This is a genomic window from Pseudomonas sp. IT-P4 (assembly GCF_949767755.1).
GTDB classification, from domain to species: Bacteria; Pseudomonadota; Gammaproteobacteria; order Pseudomonadales; family Pseudomonadaceae; genus Aquipseudomonas; species Aquipseudomonas monachiensis.
Genome location: NZ_CATKPX010000056.1, coordinates 19,357 through 32,777 on the forward strand (window position 1 = coordinate 19,357; position 13,421 = coordinate 32,777).

Below are 13,421 nucleotides of genomic sequence, written 5' to 3' on the forward strand. Positions count from 1 at the left end.
AGCTTCGATGCTTTGAAAAGCCCCCGCTCAGCGGGGGCTTTTTTATTGGGTTGACACCCATCTGGGGCGTCTATAGAATTGCGCCTCCTTTTAACGGGCGTATTGCGCTCGGTGGGAATAGCAGCCGGAGTCTGAAATCCAATGCAAAATCAGCAAATCCGTATCAGGTTGAAGGCTTTCGACCATCGCCTGATCGACCAATCAACCCAGGAAATCGTGGAAACCGCGAAACGTACTGGTGCTCAAGTGCGTGGTCCAATTCCACTGCCTACCCGTAAAGAGCGGTTCACCGTTCTGGTCTCCCCGCACGTCAACAAAGACGCGCGTGACCAGTACGAGATCCGTACTCATAAGCGCGTTCTGGACATCGTCCAGCCAACGGATAAAACCGTTGATGCTCTTATGAAGCTTGATCTTGCGGCCGGTGTGGAAGTGCAGATCAGCCTCGGCTAAGACTCGGTCTTAGTCGTGTAACGCTCTGAAATGGGCGGCCATAGCGGGTGAAAGCCCCGTACACTCATGAGGTTTACAACATGACTATTGGTGTAGTCGGTCGTAAATGCGGTATGACCCGTATTTTCACCGAAGAAGGTGTCTCCATTCCGGTCACGGTCATTGAGATCGAACCGAATCGCGTCACCCAGTTCAAAACTGAAGAGACCGATGGCTATCGTGCAGTGCAAGTCACTGTCGGCGAGCGTCGCGCTTCGCGTGTAACAGCAGCTCAGGCTGGCCACTTCGCTAAAGCGAACGTTGCCGCTGGTCGTACCGTAATGGAATTCCGCCTTGAAGAAGGCGAGTACCAGGCCGGCGATCTGATCAACGCTGAAATCTTCGCCGCTGGTCAACTGGTTGATGTAACCGGTCAGTCCAAGGGTAAAGGCTTCCAGGGTACGATCAAGCGTTGGAATTTCCGCGGGCAAGATAACACCCACGGTAACTCCGTATCCCACCGCGTTCCAGGCTCTATCGGCCAGTGCCAGACTCCTGGTCGTGTATTCAAGGGCAAAAAAATGTCCGGTCATATGGGCGCTGAGCGCGTGACCGTGCAGTCCCTCGAAGTAGTGCGCGTGGACGCTGAACGCAATCTGTTGTTGGTCAAGGGCGCTGTTCCTGGCGCTACTGGCGGCAACTTGGTTGTACGTCCAGCAGCCAAGGCTCGCGGTTAAGGGGAAGCTGACATGCAATTAAATGTAAATGACGCTCAAGCGATCGAAGTTTCCGAACTGACATTTGGCGGCGAGTTCAACGAGACGCTGGTTCACCAAGCAGTCGTAGCCTACATGGCTGGCGGTCGTCAGGGTTCCAAGCAGCAAAAGACCCGTTCCGACGTTCGTGGTGGCGGTAAGCGCCCATGGCGTCAGAAAGGTACTGGCCGTGCTCGTGCCGGTACTATCCGTAGCCCAATCTGGCGTGGCGGCGGTACCACTTTCGCAGCTCGTCCTCAGGATCACTCCCAGAAGCTGAACAAGAAGATGTATCGCGCAGCAATGCGTTCCATCCTTGCTGAGCTGGTGCGTACTGATCGTCTGGTCGTGGTTCAGGATTTCGCCGTTGAAACGCCGAAAACCAAAGACCTGCTGGGCAAACTGAACAACATGAGCCTGACCGACGTTCTGATCGTGTCCGACGCTGTTGATCAGAACCTGTACCTGGCTGCTCGTAACCTGCCACACGTAGATGTACGTGACGTGCAAGGTTCCGATCCAGTTAGTCTGATCGCATACGACAAGGTGTTGATCACCGTGTCGGCCGTGAAGAAATTCGAGGAGCTGCTGGGATGAACCAGGAACGCGTATTTAAAGTTCTGCTTGGCCCGCACGTTTCCGAGAAGGCTACGGTTCTGGCAGACAAGAAAGGCCAGTTCGTTTTCAAGGTTGCTACCGACGCAACCAAGCTGGAAATCAAGAAGGCCGTCGAAAGCCTGTTCAGCGTGAAAGTAGAGCGTGTTACTACCCTGAATGTTCTGGGTAAGAGCAAGCGCACTGCTCGCGGTCTGGGCAAGCGTAATGACTGGAAGAAGGCAGTTATCTCCCTTCAGCCAGGCCAAGATCTCGATTTCAGCAGCAGTGCTGAGTAAGGAAGGGGTGCATCATGGCAATCGTTAAATGCAAACCGACTTCCCCTGGCCGCCGTTTTGTGGTCAAGGTGGTCAACCAGGAGCTGCATAAAGGCGCTCCTCACGCACCGCTGCTCGAGAAGAAATCGAAGACTGGTGGTCGTAACAACAATGGCCGTATTACCACTCGTCACATCGGTGGTGGTCATAAGCAGCATTATCGTCTGGTCGACTTCCGTCGCAACGACAAAGATGGCATCTCTGCCACTGTCGAGCGTATCGAATACGATCCAAACCGTACTGCTCACATCGCTCTGCTGCTGTACGCAGATGGCGAGCGTCGCTACATCATCGCCCCTAAAGGCGTGAGCGCTGGCGACCAGCTGATCGCAGGTGCCCTGGCACCGATCAAGCCGGGCAACGCTCTGCAACTGCGCAACATTCCAGTTGGTAGCACCGTACACGGCATCGAATTGAAGCCAGGTAAAGGCGCTCAGATCGCTCGTTCCGCTGGTGCTTCGGCTCAGCTGATCGCTCGTGAAGGCGTGTACGTTACCCTGCGTCTGCGTTCCGGTGAAATGCGTAAAGTCCTGGCTGAATGCCGTGCGACCCTGGGCGAAGTCTCGAACTCCGAGCACAGCCTGCGTTCGCTGGGTAAAGCTGGTGCCAAACGCTGGCGTGGCGTTCGCCCAACCGTTCGTGGTGTTGCCATGAACCCGGTTGACCACCCACATGGTGGTGGTGAAGGTCGTACCTCTGGTGGTCGTCATCCGGTATCGCCATGGGGCTTCCCGACTAAGGGCGCGAAGACTCGTGGTAATAAGCGTACCGACAAAATGATCGTCCGTCGTCGCAAGTAAATAGAGGGATACGACAGTGCCACGTTCTCTGAAAAAAGGTCCTTTTATCGATCTTCACCTACTGAAGAAGATCGAAGTGGCGGCGGAAAAGAACGATCGCAAGCCGGTGAAAACCTGGTCGCGTCGTTCGATGATCCTGCCACAAATGGTCGGTTTGACCATCGCAGTACACAACGGTCGTCAGCACGTCCCAGTTCTCGTGAACGAAGACATGGTCGGCCACAAACTGGGCGAGTTCGCCGGTACCCGCACTTATCGCGGGCACGTGGCAGACAAGAAAGCCAAGCGTTAAGGGGTTAGGAAATGGAAGTAGCCGCTAAGTTGTCGGGCGCTCGAATCTCCGCCCAGAAAGCCCGCTTGGTCGCCGACCAGATCCGCGGGAAGAAGGTGGGCGAAGCGCTCAACCTGTTGGCTTTCAGCAGTAAGAAAGCCGCCGAGATCATGAAGAAAGTGCTGGAGTCGGCCGTAGCCAACGCCGAGCATAACGAAGGCGCAGACGTTGATGACCTGAAGGTCAGCACTGTTTTCGTCAACGAAGGGCGTTCGCTGAAGCGCATCATGCCACGTGCCAAAGGCCGTGCTGATCGCATCGTCAAGCGGTCTTGCCATATCACTGTCAAGGTTGCTGACAAGTAACGGAGTCGAAGAGATGGGTCAGAAAGTACATCCCATTGGCATTCGCCTGGGAATCGTCAAGGAGCACACCTCCGTCTGGTACGCAGACGGTCGGACTTATGCGGACTATTTGCTCGCAGATCTGAATGTGCGTGAGTACCTCCAAGACAAACTAAAAAGCGCGTCCGTAAGCCGTATCGATATCCATCGTCCGGCCCAAACTGCACGCATCACCATCCACACCGCTCGTCCAGGTATCGTTATCGGGAAGAAAGGTGAAGATGTTGAGAAACTGCGTCAGGACCTGACCAAGCAAATGGGTGTGCCTGTGCACATCAATATCGAAGAGATCCGCAAGCCGGAGCTCGACGGTATGCTGGTTGCGCAGAGCGTAGCTCAGCAGCTGGAGCGTCGCGTAATGTTCCGTCGCGCTATGAAGCGCGCTGTACAGAACGCCATGCGCATTGGTGCCAAAGGCATCAAAATCCAAGTGAGCGGTCGTCTCGGCGGTGCTGAAATCGCACGTACTGAATGGTATCGCGAAGGTCGTGTGCCGTTGCACACCCTGCGTGCCGACATCGACTATGCCAACTACGAAGCTCACACCACTTACGGTGTGATCGGTGTAAAGGTTTGGATCTTCAAAGGCGAAGTAATTGGTGGTCGCCAAGAAGAACTGAAACCACAAGCACCAGCGCCTCGTAAAAAAGCTGCTAAGTAAGGGGTACGCCAAATGTTGCAACCAAAGCGTACGAAGTTCCGCAAGCAAATGACTGGTCACAACCGTGGCCTGGCATTGCGCGGTAGCAAAGTCAGCTTCGGCGAGTTCGCGCTGAAGTCTGTTGCTCGTGGTCGTCTCACCGCTCGTCAGATCGAGTCAGCGCGTCGTGCTCTGACCCGTCACGTAAAACGTGGCGGCAAGATCTGGATCCGTGTATTCCCGGACAAGCCTATTTCCAAGAAGCCACTCGAAGTTCGGATGGGTAAAGGTAAGGGTAACGTCGAATACTGGGTTGCCCAGATTCAGCCAGGCAAAGTCCTGTATGAAATCGAGGGTGTTTCTGAAGAGCTGGCGCGTGAGGCTTTCGCCCTGGCTGCTGCAAAGCTGCCGCTCGCCACCTCCTTTGTTAAACGGACGGTGATGTGATGAAAGCGAATGAACTTCGTGAAAAATCCGCACAGCAGCTGAACGAGCAACTGCTCGGCTTGCTGCGCGACCAGTTCAATCTGCGTATGCAGAAAGCAACTGGCCAGTTGGGGCAGTCTCATCTGCTCTCGCAAGTTAAGCGTGACATCGCTCGCGTGAAGACTGTGCTCAACCAGCAGGCAGGTAAGTAATCATGGCTGAAGCCGAAAAAACTGTCCGTACGCTGACTGGCCGTGTTGTCAGCGACAAGATGGACAAAACCATCACCGTTCTGATCGAGCGTCGCGTTAAGCACCCGATCTACGGTAAATACGTTAAGCGTTCGACTAAGCTGCACGCGCACGACGAAACCAATCAGTGCCACATCGGCGACAAAGTCACTATTCGTGAAACTCGTCCTTTGGCCAAGACCAAGTCTTGGGCGCTGGTTGATGTTCTCGAACGCGCTGTGGAAGTCTAAGGACTAGGGGTCGGAGAAATTATATGATTCAGACTCAATCCATGCTCGATGTGGCCGATAACAGCGGCGCTCGCCGCGTTATGTGCATCAAGGTGCTGGGTGGCTCCCATCGTCGTTACGCTGGTATCGGTGACATCATCAAAGTTACCGTGAAGGAAGCAATTCCTCGCGGTAAAGTGAAAAAAGGCCAAGTGATGACTGCTGTTGTAGTCCGCACTCGTCACGGCGTACGTCGTGCTGATGGCTCCATTATCCGCTTTGATGGCAACGCTGCTGTTCTGTTGAACAACAAGCAAGAGCCGATCGGCACCCGTATCTTTGGGCCAGTGACCCGTGAACTTCGTACTGAGAAGTTCATGAAGATCGTCTCGCTCGCCCCAGAAGTGCTGTAAGGAGATCCGACATGCAAAAGATTCGTCGTGACGACGAGATCATCGTGATCGCCGGCAAAGACAAAGGTAAGCGCGGTAAGGTGCTTAAGGTTCTCGCTAACAACCGTCTGGTTATTGGTGGTCTGAACCTGGTCAAGCGTCATACCAAGCCTAACCCGATGTCGGGCGTGCAGGGCGGTATCGTCGAAAAAGAAGCTCCACTGGATGCTTCTAACGTCGCCATTTTCAACGGCGAAACCAACAAGGCTGACCGCGTTGGTTTCAAAGTAGAAGACGGCAAGAAAATTCGTGTCTTCAAGTCGACCCAAAAAGCGGTTGATGCTTGAACACTGCTAGGTAGATGAGACCATGGCACGACTAAAAGAGATTTACCGGAAGGAAATTGCTCCGAAACTTAAGGAAGAACTTAAGCTTTCGAACGTGATGGAAGTTCCGCGCGTTACCAAAATCACCCTGAACATGGGTCTGGGCGAAGCGATCGGTGACAAAAAAGTCATCGAGCACGCTGTTGCTGACCTGGAAAAGATCACCGGCCAGAAAGTCGTTGTGACCTACGCTCGCAAATCCATCGCTGGCTTTAAAGTCCGTGAAGGTTGGCCGATCGGCGTCAAAGTGACCCTGCGCCGTGAGCGTATGTACGAGTTCCTGGATCGTCTGCTGTCGATCTCCCTGCCTCGGGTTCGCGACTTCCGCGGCCTGAATGCCAAGTCCTTCGATGGTCGTGGCAACTACAGCATGGGCGTGAAAGAGCAGATCATCTTCCCGGAAATCGACTACGATAAGATCGATGCTCTCCGCGGTCTGGACATCACCCTGACCACCACTGCCAAGAACGATGATGAAGGCCGCGCTCTGCTGCGTGCGTTCAAATTCCCGTTCCGCAACTGATTGGAGTAGGACCATGGCCAAGATGAGCATGAAAAACCGCGAGCTGAAGCGTCAGCTCACGGTTGCCAAGTACGCCAAGAAGCGTGCAGCACTGAAAGCTATCATCGTTGATCTGAACGCAAGTCCAGAAGCGCGTTGGGAAGCTACAGTAGCCCTGCAGAAGCAGCCACGTGACGCAAGCGCTTCGCGCATGCGTAACCGCTGCCGCCTGACCGGTCGTCCACACGGCGTTTACCGCAAGTTCGGCCTCGGCCGTAACAAGCTGCGTGAAGCTGCCATGCGTGGTGACGTACCGGGTCTGGTTAAAGCCAGCTGGTAAGTACTGTCAAAGTCTCGGTGTCCAGGATCGCAAGATCCTGACCACCGGTGGCCTTGAATCTGGATCAAGCCCCTTTTGGGGCTTGATTCATTTCCGGGGTGTGTCTAGAATACCCGGCTCGCCTGAGCCCGTGTTTTTCATGCTCGGAGATTCTCGGCGACACGTAATAGCCGCAAGGCTAATTTTTTTGTATTAGGAGCGTCTAGCCCATGAGTATGCAGGACCCGTTAGCGGACATGCTAACTCGTATCCGTAATGCCCAGATGGCTGAAAAGTCCGTCGTAAGCATGCCATCTTCCACGTTGAAGGTAGCTGTTGCCAAAGTCCTGAAGGACGAAGGTTACATTGCGGGTTATCAGATCAGCAGCGAAATCAAACCACTGCTGTCCATCGAGCTGAAGTACTTCGAAGGCCGTCCGGTTATCGAAGAAGTGAAGCGCGTTAGCCGTCCAGGCCTGCGTCAGTACAAGTCCGTCGATGATCTGCCAAAAGTTCGTGGCGGTCTCGGTGTGTCTATCGTCTCCACCAACAAGGGTGTGATGACTGATCGTGCTGCGCGCGCTGCCGGTGTCGGCGGCGAAGTTCTTTGCACTGTGTTCTAAGGGGGGATAAGCATGTCTCGCGTCGCTAAGAACCCCGTTAAGCTGCCAGCCGGTGTCGAAGTAAAATTCGCAGGCCAACAGCTTTCGGTGAAGGGTGCCAAGGGCACTCTCGAACTGAACATCCATTCGTCCGTTGAGATCGTTGAAGAAGCCGGTGAGTTGCGTTTCGCTGCTCGCAATGGCGATCAACAGACTCGCGCAATGGCTGGTACCACTCGTGCGTTGGTAAACAACATGGTCCAAGGCGTAAGCCAAGGCTTCGAGCGCAAGCTCCAGCTGGTCGGTGTTGGTTACAAAGCGCAAGCAAAAGGCACAGTGCTGAACCTGGCTCTTGGCTTCTCGCACCCAGTGGATTACGAACTGCCGGAAGGCATCACCGCTGAGACTCCTAGCCAGACCGATATCCTGATCAAGGGCATCGACAAGCAGCTGGTAGGTCAAGTGGCCGCCGAGATCCGCGACTTCCGTCCACCAGAGCCGTACAAAGGCAAAGGTGTGCGCTACGCGGACGAAGTCGTCCGTCGTAAAGAAGCCAAGAAGAAGTAGGGCATAGCAAATGACCGACAAAAAAGTTACTCGACTGCGTCGCGCTCGCAAAGCACGCCTGAAAATGCACGAACTCGAAGTCGTGCGTCTCTGCGTGTTCCGCTCTTCGCAGCACATCTACGCCCAGGTCATTTCGGCCGACGGCAACAAAGTCCTGGCAAGCGCCTCGACTTTGGATAAAGAACTGCGTGATGGTGCCACCGGCAACATCGACGCGGCCACTAAGGTTGGCCAGCTGGTCGCTACGCGTGCTAAGGCCGCTGGCGTCTCGCAAGTGGCTTTCGACCGCTCTGGCTTCAAGTACCACGGCCGCGTTAAAGCGCTGGCTGATGCTGCTCGTGAAGCTGGGCTGGAGTTCTAAGTTATGTCAAATAACGACCAAAAGCGCGACGAAGGCTACATCGAGAAGCTGGTTCAAGTTAACCGCGTAGCCAAAACCGTTAAAGGCGGCCGTATCTTCACTTTCACCGCATTGACCGTGGTTGGTGATGGTAAGGGCCGTGTTGGCTTCGGCCGTGGCAAGTCGCGTGAAGTGCCTGCTGCGATCCAGAAGGCAATGGAAGCTGCTCGCCGCAACATGATCCAGGTTGATCTGAACGGCACCACTCTGCAGTACGCAATGAAGTCCGCTCACGGCGCTTCGAAGGTGTACATGCAGCCTGCTTCTGAAGGTACCGGTATCATCGCTGGCGGCGCCATGCGTGCTGTCCTCGAAGTTGCTGGCGTTCAGAACGTTCTGGCCAAGTGCTACGGCTCGACTAACCCGGTAAACGTGGTTCACGCCACTTTCAAAGGTTTGAAGGCCATGCAGTCTCCTGAATCCATTGCCGCCAAGCGTGGCAAAAGCGTCAAGGAGATCTTCTGATCATGGCTACCGTTAAAGTTACGCTGATCAAAAGCATGACCGGCCGCATCCCTAACCACAAACTGTGCGTTAAGGGTCTGGGTCTGCGTCGCATCGGTCACACTGTAGAAGTCCTGGATACTCCCGAGAATCGCGGGATGATCAACAAGGCTTACTACATGCTGCGTGTCGAGGGTTAATCGATGAAACTCAATGATCTGAGTCCAGCGCCGGGTTCCCGTCGCGAAAAGCATCGTCCGGGCCGTGGTATCGGTAGCGGTTTGGGTAAGACTGGTGGCCGTGGTCACAAAGGTCAGACCTCCCGCTCCGGTGGCACCATTGCTCCAGGCTTTGAAGGCGGTCAACAGCCGCTGCATCGTCGCCTGCCGAAGTTCGGTTTCGTTTCCCTGAAGGCCATGGACCGCGCAGAAGTGCGTTTGTCCGAGCTGGCTAAAGTGGAAGGCGACATCGTCACCGTGCAGTCCCTGAAAGATGCCAACGTGATCAACGTCAACGTACAGCGTGTGAAAATCATGCTGTCCGGTGAAGTGACTCGCGCTGTCACTATCGGCAAGGGAATCGGCGCCACCAAAGGTGCGCGTGCGGCTATCGAAGCAGCTGGCGGCAAGTTCGAGGAATAAATGGCTAAGCAAGGTGCTCTCTCTGCGCTCGGCAAAGGCGGTATGTCTGAACTCTGGGCTCGTCTGCGTTTTCTGTTCCTGGCGATTATCGTCTACCGAATAGGCGCACACATCCCGGTTCCAGGTATCAACCCGGACCGACTCGCGGACCTGTTTCGACAGAATGAGGGGACCATTCTTAGCTTGTTCAACATGTTTTCCGGCGGCGCGCTGGAACGGATGAGCATCTTTGCACTGGGGATCATGCCGTACATCTCGGCATCGATCATCATGCAACTGATGACCGCCGTCAGCCCGCAGCTGGAGCAGTTGAAGAAGGAAGGTGAAGCTGGCCGTCGCAAGATCAGCCAGTACACCCGCTACGGCACTGTCGTCCTCGCTCTCGTCCAGGCCATTGGCATGTCCATTGGTCTGGCGGGGCAGGGCGTTGCGTTCACTGGTGACTTTGGCTTCCATTTCGTCGCGGTATCCACTTTTGTGGCTGGTGCGATGTTCATGATGTGGCTGGGTGAGCAGATTACTGAGCGTGGTGTTGGCAACGGTATCTCGATGTTGATTTTTTCGGGTATCGTCGCCGGTCTTCCGAGAGCGATCGGGCAGTCTTTCGAGTCTGCACGTCAGGGTGATATCAACATCTTCGCCCTGGTTGCCATCGGTTTGCTGGCAGTAGCGATTATCGGTTTCGTGGTGTTCATTGAGCGTGGTCAGCGTCGTATTGCTGTTCACTACGCCAAGCGTCAGCAGGGCCGTAAGGTCTTCGCTGCGCAGACCAGCCACTTGCCGCTGAAGGTGAACATGGCCGGTGTTATTCCGGCTATTTTCGCGAGCAGCATTTTGCTGTTCCCGGCTTCGTTGGGTGCCTGGTTCGGTCAGTCTGAAGGTATGGGCTGGTTGCAGGACATCTCGCAGTCGATCGCTCCTGGTCAGCCGTTGAATATTCTGCTGTTTAGTGCAGGGATTATTTTCTTCTGCTTCTTCTATACGGCGTTGATGTTCAATCCGAAAGACGTAGCGGAAAACCTGAAGAAGTCCGGTGCCTTTATTCCGGGCATCCGTCCAGGTGAGCAGTCTGCGCGCTACATTGATGGCGTTCTGACTCGCTTGACCATGTTCGGTGCTCTTTACATGACGGCCGTCTGCCTGTTGCCCCAGTTCCTGGTGGTTGCAGCCAACGTACCGTTCTACCTTGGCGGGACCTCGTTGCTGATCGTCGTCGTGGTTGTGATGGACTTCATGTCCCAAGTACAATCGCACCTCGTTTCGCACCAGTACGAATCCCTGATGAAGAAAGCCAACCTGAAGGGTTACGGCAGCGGCATGCTGCGCTGACCCATAAGGTTCGAGGAGTTGGTGATGAAAGTTCGTGCATCGGTGAAAAAGCTGTGCCGTAACTGCAAGATTATTCGCCGCGAAGGTGTTGTTCGAGTAATTTGCAGCGCGGAACCGCGTCACAAACAGCGCCAAGGCTGAGTGTGATTGTGCTTCAAGCCCGGCAGCTAGTGCGCTGCCGGGTTGATTATTTGTTATTACAGCGATATTATCTCGCGCCCTATTTCTTGGCTTCCGGGGCGTAGGTAGCTGTCAATTGGAGTCCCACTGAATGGCCCGTATTGCAGGCGTTAACATTCCAGATAACAAGCATACTGTTATCTCGCTGACCTACATCTATGGTGTTGGTCGCACTACTGCACAGAAAATTTGTGCAGAGACTGGGGTAAACCCAGCAGCAAAGATCAAAGATCTGAGCGACGAGCAGATTGAACAGCTGCGTGGCGAAGTGGCGAAGTTCACCACTGAAGGTGACCTGCGTCGCGAAATCAACATGAAAATCAAGCGCTTGATGGACCTCGGTTGCTATCGCGGTCTGCGTCATCGTCGCGGTCTTCCAGTACGCGGTCAGCGTACCAAGACCAACGCGCGTACCCGTAAAGGTCCGCGTAAGCCGATCCGCAAGTAATCGCCCCAGCGAATCGACAGGAATTTAATCATGGCAAAACCTGCTGCTCGTCCTCGTAAAAAAGTTAAAAAGACAGTGGTTGATGGCATCGCCCACATCCATGCATCTTTTAACAACACCATCGTGACCATCACCGACCGTCAAGGTAACGCTCTTTCCTGGGCTACCTCCGGTGGTTCGGGTTTCCGCGGTTCCCGCAAGTCCACCCCGTTTGCTGCTCAAGTAGCTGCTGAACGTGCTGGTCAAGCTGCGCTGGAATACGGCCTGAAAAACCTTGACGTCAACGTCAAAGGTCCAGGTCCAGGTCGTGAATCCGCAGTCCGCGCTTTGAACGGCTGTGGCTACAAGATCGCCAGCATCACCGACGTGACGCCAATCCCGCACAACGGGTGCCGTCCGCCGAAGAAGCGCCGCGTGTAATCCAGGAGATTGTAAAGAATGGCTCGTTACATTGGTCCAAAATGCAAACTCGCTCGTCGCGAAGGCACCGATCTCTTCCTGAAGAGCGGCGTGCGCGCGATCGAATCGAAGTGCAACATTGAAGCAGCACCTGGTATCCACGGCCAACGCCGCGGTCGCCAGTCCGACTACGGCACCCAACTGCGTGAAAAGCAGAAGGTCCGTCGTATCTACGGCGTTCTCGAGCGTCAATTCAGCGGCTACTACAAAGAAGCTGCTGGCAAGAAAGGTGCAACCGGTGAAAACCTGCTGCAACTGCTCGAATGCCGTCTGGACAACGTTGTATACCGTATGGGCTTTGGTTCGACTCGCGCCGAATCCCGTCAGCTGGTATCGCACAAGTCGATCAGCGTAAACGGTCAGACCGTTAACGTTCCGTCCTACCAGGTTCGTGCTGGTGACGTGGTCGCTGTTCGCGAGAAAGCAAAAAATCAACTTCGCATTGTCCAAGCTCTCGATCTGTGTGCCCAACGTGGCCGCGTAGAATGGGTAGAAGTAGACACTGAGAAGAAGTCGGGCGTTTTCAAGAACGTTCCAGCTCGCAGTGATCTGTCCGCCGACATCAACGAAAGCCTGATTGTCGAGCTCTACTCCAAGTAAGGGCTAGAAAATAGGTGCATCCATGCAGATTTCGGTAAATGAGTTCCTGACACCCCGCCACATTGATGTGCAGGTTGTCAGTCCAACCCGCGCCAAGATCACTCTCGAGCCTCTCGAGCGTGGTTTCGGCCATACCCTGGGCAACGCGCTGCGCCGCATCCTGTTGTCCTCAATGCCCGGCTGTGCAGTAGTCGAGGCCGAGATTGACGGTGTGCTCCACGAGTACAGCGCCATCGAAGGTGTACAGGAAGACGTAATTGAAATCCTGTTGAACCTTAAAGGTCTGGCTATCAAGCTGCACGGTCGTGACGAAGTTACGCTGACCTTGTCGAAGAAGGGTTCGGGGGTGGTTACCGCTGCCGATATTCAGCTGGATCATGATGTCGAGATCGTTAATCCCGATCACGTAATCGCTAACCTGGCGTCTAACGGCGCCCTGAACATGAAGCTCGTAGTGGCTCGTGGTCGTGGTTATGAACCGGCAGACTCGCGTCAGAGCGATGAAGACGAAAGCCGCAGCATCGGTCGCTTGCAGCTTGACTCTTCGTTCAGCCCGGTTCGCCGTATCGCATACGTGGTGGAAAACGCCCGTGTCGAGCAGCGTACTAACCTGGACAAGCTGGTTATTGATCTGGAAACCAACGGTACTCTGGATCCTGAAGAGGCAATTCGCCGCGCTGCAACCATCCTGCAACAGCAGTTGGCTGCGTTCGTCGACCTCAAGGGTGACAGTGAGCCAGTGGTTGTCGAGCAGGAAGACGAGATCGATCCGATCCTGCTTCGCCCGGTTGACGATCTGGAACTGACTGTACGTTCGGCTAACTGCCTTAAGGCGGAAAACATCTACTACATCGGTGACCTGATTCAGCGTACCGAAGTAGAGCTGTTGAAGACTCCGAACCTGGGCAAGAAATCCTTGACTGAAATCAAGGACGTTCTGGCCTCCCGCGGTCTGTCCCTCGGCATGCGCCTCGACAACTGGCCGCCTGCAAGTCTTAAGAAGGACGACAAGGCGACTGCCTGATCGTCGTA

Annotated in this window: 27 protein-coding genes; all 27 read left to right on the forward strand. The window is 54.8% G+C overall.

Going from position 1 to position 13,421, the window contains the following annotated elements; translation table 11 throughout:
* The first annotated feature begins 141 nt into the window (after window positions 1-141).
* The 27 genes from rpsJ (at window position 142) to ACM6IT_RS21475 (ending at window position 13,413) form a co-directional block, all read left to right on the forward strand.
* Window positions 142-453, forward strand: coding sequence for a 30S ribosomal protein S10 (rpsJ, locus tag ACM6IT_RS21345; protein WP_003186070.1), 312 nt, complete (start codon window positions 142-144; stop codon window positions 451-453).
* A gap of 80 nt (window positions 454-533) precedes the next feature.
* Entirely contained in the window at window positions 534-1,169 is a 636-nt protein-coding gene (gene rplC, locus ACM6IT_RS21350; protein WP_003186059.1) for a 50S ribosomal protein L3, read from the forward strand.
* Window positions 1,170-1,181: 12 nt separating this feature from the next.
* Window positions 1,182-1,784: a 50S ribosomal protein L4 gene (rplD, locus tag ACM6IT_RS21355; protein WP_003228735.1), complete on the forward strand. Its 603-nt coding sequence runs from the start codon at window positions 1,182-1,184 to the stop codon at window positions 1,782-1,784.
* Window positions 1,781-2,080, forward strand: coding sequence for a 50S ribosomal protein L23 (gene rplW / locus ACM6IT_RS21360; protein ID WP_002555488.1), 300 nt, complete (start codon window positions 1,781-1,783; stop codon window positions 2,078-2,080). Before rplD ends, rplW begins: the two co-directional genes overlap by 4 nt.
* A 14-nt stretch (window positions 2,081-2,094) precedes the next feature.
* Window positions 2,095-2,919 (forward strand): 50S ribosomal protein L2, encoded by an 825-nt coding sequence (gene rplB / locus ACM6IT_RS21365; protein ID WP_003176423.1) that lies wholly within the window; start codon window positions 2,095-2,097, stop codon window positions 2,917-2,919.
* A gap of 16 nt (window positions 2,920-2,935) precedes the next feature.
* A complete protein-coding gene (gene rpsS / locus ACM6IT_RS21370; RefSeq protein WP_002555486.1) occupies window positions 2,936-3,211 on the forward strand; it encodes a 30S ribosomal protein S19 in 276 nt (91 codons plus the stop codon).
* Between the two features lie 11 nt (window positions 3,212-3,222).
* A complete protein-coding gene (gene rplV / locus ACM6IT_RS21375) occupies window positions 3,223-3,555 on the forward strand; it encodes a 50S ribosomal protein L22 (RefSeq protein ID WP_003103908.1) in 333 nt (110 codons plus the stop codon).
* A 13-nt stretch (window positions 3,556-3,568) separates the two neighbouring features.
* Window positions 3,569-4,255: a 30S ribosomal protein S3 gene (rpsC, locus tag ACM6IT_RS21380; RefSeq protein ID WP_007970424.1), complete on the forward strand. Its 687-nt coding sequence runs from the start codon at window positions 3,569-3,571 to the stop codon at window positions 4,253-4,255.
* 12 nt (window positions 4,256-4,267) lie between these two features.
* Complete coding sequence (rplP, locus tag ACM6IT_RS21385; RefSeq protein ID WP_003228729.1) at window positions 4,268-4,681, forward strand: 50S ribosomal protein L16; 414 nt, start codon at window positions 4,268-4,270, stop codon at window positions 4,679-4,681.
* Window positions 4,681-4,872 (forward strand): 50S ribosomal protein L29, encoded by a 192-nt coding sequence (gene rpmC / locus ACM6IT_RS21390; RefSeq protein WP_002555481.1) that lies wholly within the window; start codon window positions 4,681-4,683, stop codon window positions 4,870-4,872. The genes rplP and rpmC overlap by 1 nt, the downstream gene beginning before the upstream one ends.
* Before the next feature lie 2 nt (window positions 4,873-4,874).
* Window positions 4,875-5,141, forward strand: a complete 267-nt coding sequence (gene rpsQ / locus ACM6IT_RS21395; protein WP_003176419.1) for a 30S ribosomal protein S17 — start codon at window positions 4,875-4,877, stop codon at window positions 5,139-5,141.
* 23 nt (window positions 5,142-5,164) lie between these two features.
* Entirely contained in the window at window positions 5,165-5,533 is a 369-nt protein-coding gene (rplN, locus tag ACM6IT_RS21400; protein ID WP_002555479.1) for a 50S ribosomal protein L14, read from the forward strand.
* Window positions 5,534-5,544: 11 nt separating this feature from the next.
* Entirely contained in the window at window positions 5,545-5,859 is a 315-nt protein-coding gene (gene rplX, locus ACM6IT_RS21405; protein ID WP_003176416.1) for a 50S ribosomal protein L24, read from the forward strand.
* A 22-nt stretch (window positions 5,860-5,881) separates the two neighbouring features.
* Window positions 5,882-6,421, forward strand: coding sequence for a 50S ribosomal protein L5 (rplE, locus tag ACM6IT_RS21410; RefSeq protein ID WP_003210069.1), 540 nt, complete (start codon window positions 5,882-5,884; stop codon window positions 6,419-6,421).
* 13 nt (window positions 6,422-6,434) lie between these two features.
* A complete protein-coding gene (rpsN, locus tag ACM6IT_RS21415) occupies window positions 6,435-6,740 on the forward strand; it encodes a 30S ribosomal protein S14 (RefSeq protein WP_003176414.1) in 306 nt (101 codons plus the stop codon).
* 209 nt (window positions 6,741-6,949) lie between these two features.
* Window positions 6,950-7,342 (forward strand): 30S ribosomal protein S8, encoded by a 393-nt coding sequence (gene rpsH / locus ACM6IT_RS21420; RefSeq protein WP_003186040.1) that lies wholly within the window; start codon window positions 6,950-6,952, stop codon window positions 7,340-7,342.
* A 12-nt stretch (window positions 7,343-7,354) separates the two neighbouring features.
* Window positions 7,355-7,888 carry a 50S ribosomal protein L6 gene (rplF, locus tag ACM6IT_RS21425; protein WP_003176412.1) on the forward strand — a complete coding sequence of 178 codons (534 nt, stop codon included), beginning with the start codon at window positions 7,355-7,357 and terminating at the stop codon, window positions 7,886-7,888.
* Window positions 7,889-7,898: 10 nt separating this feature from the next.
* The gene (gene rplR, locus ACM6IT_RS21430) at window positions 7,899-8,249 is read left to right on the forward strand and encodes a 50S ribosomal protein L18 (protein ID WP_003186037.1); all 351 of its coding nucleotides are present in this window, start codon (window positions 7,899-7,901) and stop codon (window positions 8,247-8,249) included.
* A gap of 3 nt (window positions 8,250-8,252) precedes the next feature.
* The gene (gene rpsE / locus ACM6IT_RS21435; protein ID WP_003186035.1) at window positions 8,253-8,753 is read left to right on the forward strand and encodes a 30S ribosomal protein S5; all 501 of its coding nucleotides are present in this window, start codon (window positions 8,253-8,255) and stop codon (window positions 8,751-8,753) included.
* A 2-nt stretch (window positions 8,754-8,755) separates the two neighbouring features.
* Window positions 8,756-8,932, forward strand: coding sequence for a 50S ribosomal protein L30 (gene rpmD / locus ACM6IT_RS21440; RefSeq protein WP_003186033.1), 177 nt, complete (start codon window positions 8,756-8,758; stop codon window positions 8,930-8,932).
* A gap of 3 nt (window positions 8,933-8,935) precedes the next feature.
* The gene (rplO, locus tag ACM6IT_RS21445; protein ID WP_003228720.1) at window positions 8,936-9,373 is read left to right on the forward strand and encodes a 50S ribosomal protein L15; all 438 of its coding nucleotides are present in this window, start codon (window positions 8,936-8,938) and stop codon (window positions 9,371-9,373) included.
* Complete coding sequence (gene secY, locus ACM6IT_RS21450) at window positions 9,374-10,702, forward strand: preprotein translocase subunit SecY (protein ID WP_003228718.1); 1,329 nt, start codon at window positions 9,374-9,376, stop codon at window positions 10,700-10,702.
* A 24-nt stretch (window positions 10,703-10,726) separates the two neighbouring features.
* A complete protein-coding gene (gene rpmJ / locus ACM6IT_RS21455; protein WP_002555468.1) occupies window positions 10,727-10,843 on the forward strand; it encodes a 50S ribosomal protein L36 in 117 nt (38 codons plus the stop codon).
* Between the two features lie 130 nt (window positions 10,844-10,973).
* Window positions 10,974-11,330, forward strand: a complete 357-nt coding sequence (gene rpsM, locus ACM6IT_RS21460; protein WP_009045849.1) for a 30S ribosomal protein S13 — start codon at window positions 10,974-10,976, stop codon at window positions 11,328-11,330.
* Window positions 11,331-11,360: 30 nt separating this feature from the next.
* The gene (rpsK, locus tag ACM6IT_RS21465) at window positions 11,361-11,750 is read left to right on the forward strand and encodes a 30S ribosomal protein S11 (RefSeq protein ID WP_002555466.1); all 390 of its coding nucleotides are present in this window, start codon (window positions 11,361-11,363) and stop codon (window positions 11,748-11,750) included.
* A gap of 18 nt (window positions 11,751-11,768) precedes the next feature.
* Entirely contained in the window at window positions 11,769-12,389 is a 621-nt protein-coding gene (gene rpsD, locus ACM6IT_RS21470) for a 30S ribosomal protein S4 (RefSeq protein ID WP_003176404.1), read from the forward strand.
* 22 nt (window positions 12,390-12,411) lie between these two features.
* Window positions 12,412-13,413, forward strand: coding sequence for a DNA-directed RNA polymerase subunit alpha (locus ACM6IT_RS21475; protein ID WP_007970428.1), 1,002 nt, complete (start codon window positions 12,412-12,414; stop codon window positions 13,411-13,413).
* The last annotated feature ends 8 nt before the right edge of the window (window positions 13,414-13,421 follow it).

Bases quoted from the DNA above. Each gene is read 5' to 3' on its own strand.
- rpsJ (WP_003186070.1), top strand. From the start codon at position 142: ATGCAAAATCAGCAAATCCGTATCAGGTTGAAGGCTTTCGACCATCGC.
- rplC (WP_003186059.1), top strand. From the start codon at position 534: ATGACTATTGGTGTAGTCGGTCGTAAATGCGGTATGACCCGTATTTTC.
- rplD (WP_003228735.1), top strand. From the start codon at position 1,182: ATGCAATTAAATGTAAATGACGCTCAAGCGATCGAAGTTTCCGAACTG.
- rplW (WP_002555488.1), top strand. From the start codon at position 1,781: ATGAACCAGGAACGCGTATTTAAAGTTCTGCTTGGCCCGCACGTTTCC.
- rplB (WP_003176423.1), top strand. From the start codon at position 2,095: ATGGCAATCGTTAAATGCAAACCGACTTCCCCTGGCCGCCGTTTTGTG.
- rplV (WP_003103908.1), top strand. From the start codon at position 3,223: ATGGAAGTAGCCGCTAAGTTGTCGGGCGCTCGAATCTCCGCCCAGAAA.
- rpsC (WP_007970424.1), top strand. From the start codon at position 3,569: ATGGGTCAGAAAGTACATCCCATTGGCATTCGCCTGGGAATCGTCAAG.
- rplP (WP_003228729.1), top strand. From the start codon at position 4,268: ATGTTGCAACCAAAGCGTACGAAGTTCCGCAAGCAAATGACTGGTCAC.
- rpmC (WP_002555481.1), top strand. From the start codon at position 4,681: ATGAAAGCGAATGAACTTCGTGAAAAATCCGCACAGCAGCTGAACGAG.
- rpsQ (WP_003176419.1), top strand. From the start codon at position 4,875: ATGGCTGAAGCCGAAAAAACTGTCCGTACGCTGACTGGCCGTGTTGTC.
- rplN (WP_002555479.1), top strand. From the start codon at position 5,165: ATGATTCAGACTCAATCCATGCTCGATGTGGCCGATAACAGCGGCGCT.
- rplX (WP_003176416.1), top strand. From the start codon at position 5,545: ATGCAAAAGATTCGTCGTGACGACGAGATCATCGTGATCGCCGGCAAA.
- rplE (WP_003210069.1), top strand. From the start codon at position 5,882: ATGGCACGACTAAAAGAGATTTACCGGAAGGAAATTGCTCCGAAACTT.
- rpsN (WP_003176414.1), top strand. From the start codon at position 6,435: ATGGCCAAGATGAGCATGAAAAACCGCGAGCTGAAGCGTCAGCTCACG.
- rpsH (WP_003186040.1), top strand. From the start codon at position 6,950: ATGAGTATGCAGGACCCGTTAGCGGACATGCTAACTCGTATCCGTAAT.
- rplF (WP_003176412.1), top strand. From the start codon at position 7,355: ATGTCTCGCGTCGCTAAGAACCCCGTTAAGCTGCCAGCCGGTGTCGAA.
- rplR (WP_003186037.1), top strand. From the start codon at position 7,899: ATGACCGACAAAAAAGTTACTCGACTGCGTCGCGCTCGCAAAGCACGC.
- rpsE (WP_003186035.1), top strand. From the start codon at position 8,253: ATGTCAAATAACGACCAAAAGCGCGACGAAGGCTACATCGAGAAGCTG.
- rpmD (WP_003186033.1), top strand. From the start codon at position 8,756: ATGGCTACCGTTAAAGTTACGCTGATCAAAAGCATGACCGGCCGCATC.
- rplO (WP_003228720.1), top strand. From the start codon at position 8,936: ATGAAACTCAATGATCTGAGTCCAGCGCCGGGTTCCCGTCGCGAAAAG.
- secY (WP_003228718.1), top strand. From the start codon at position 9,374: ATGGCTAAGCAAGGTGCTCTCTCTGCGCTCGGCAAAGGCGGTATGTCT.
- rpmJ (WP_002555468.1), top strand. From the start codon at position 10,727: ATGAAAGTTCGTGCATCGGTGAAAAAGCTGTGCCGTAACTGCAAGATT.
- rpsM (WP_009045849.1), top strand. From the start codon at position 10,974: ATGGCCCGTATTGCAGGCGTTAACATTCCAGATAACAAGCATACTGTT.
- rpsK (WP_002555466.1), top strand. From the start codon at position 11,361: ATGGCAAAACCTGCTGCTCGTCCTCGTAAAAAAGTTAAAAAGACAGTG.
- rpsD (WP_003176404.1), top strand. From the start codon at position 11,769: ATGGCTCGTTACATTGGTCCAAAATGCAAACTCGCTCGTCGCGAAGGC.
- ACM6IT_RS21475 (WP_007970428.1), top strand. From the start codon at position 12,412: ATGCAGATTTCGGTAAATGAGTTCCTGACACCCCGCCACATTGATGTG.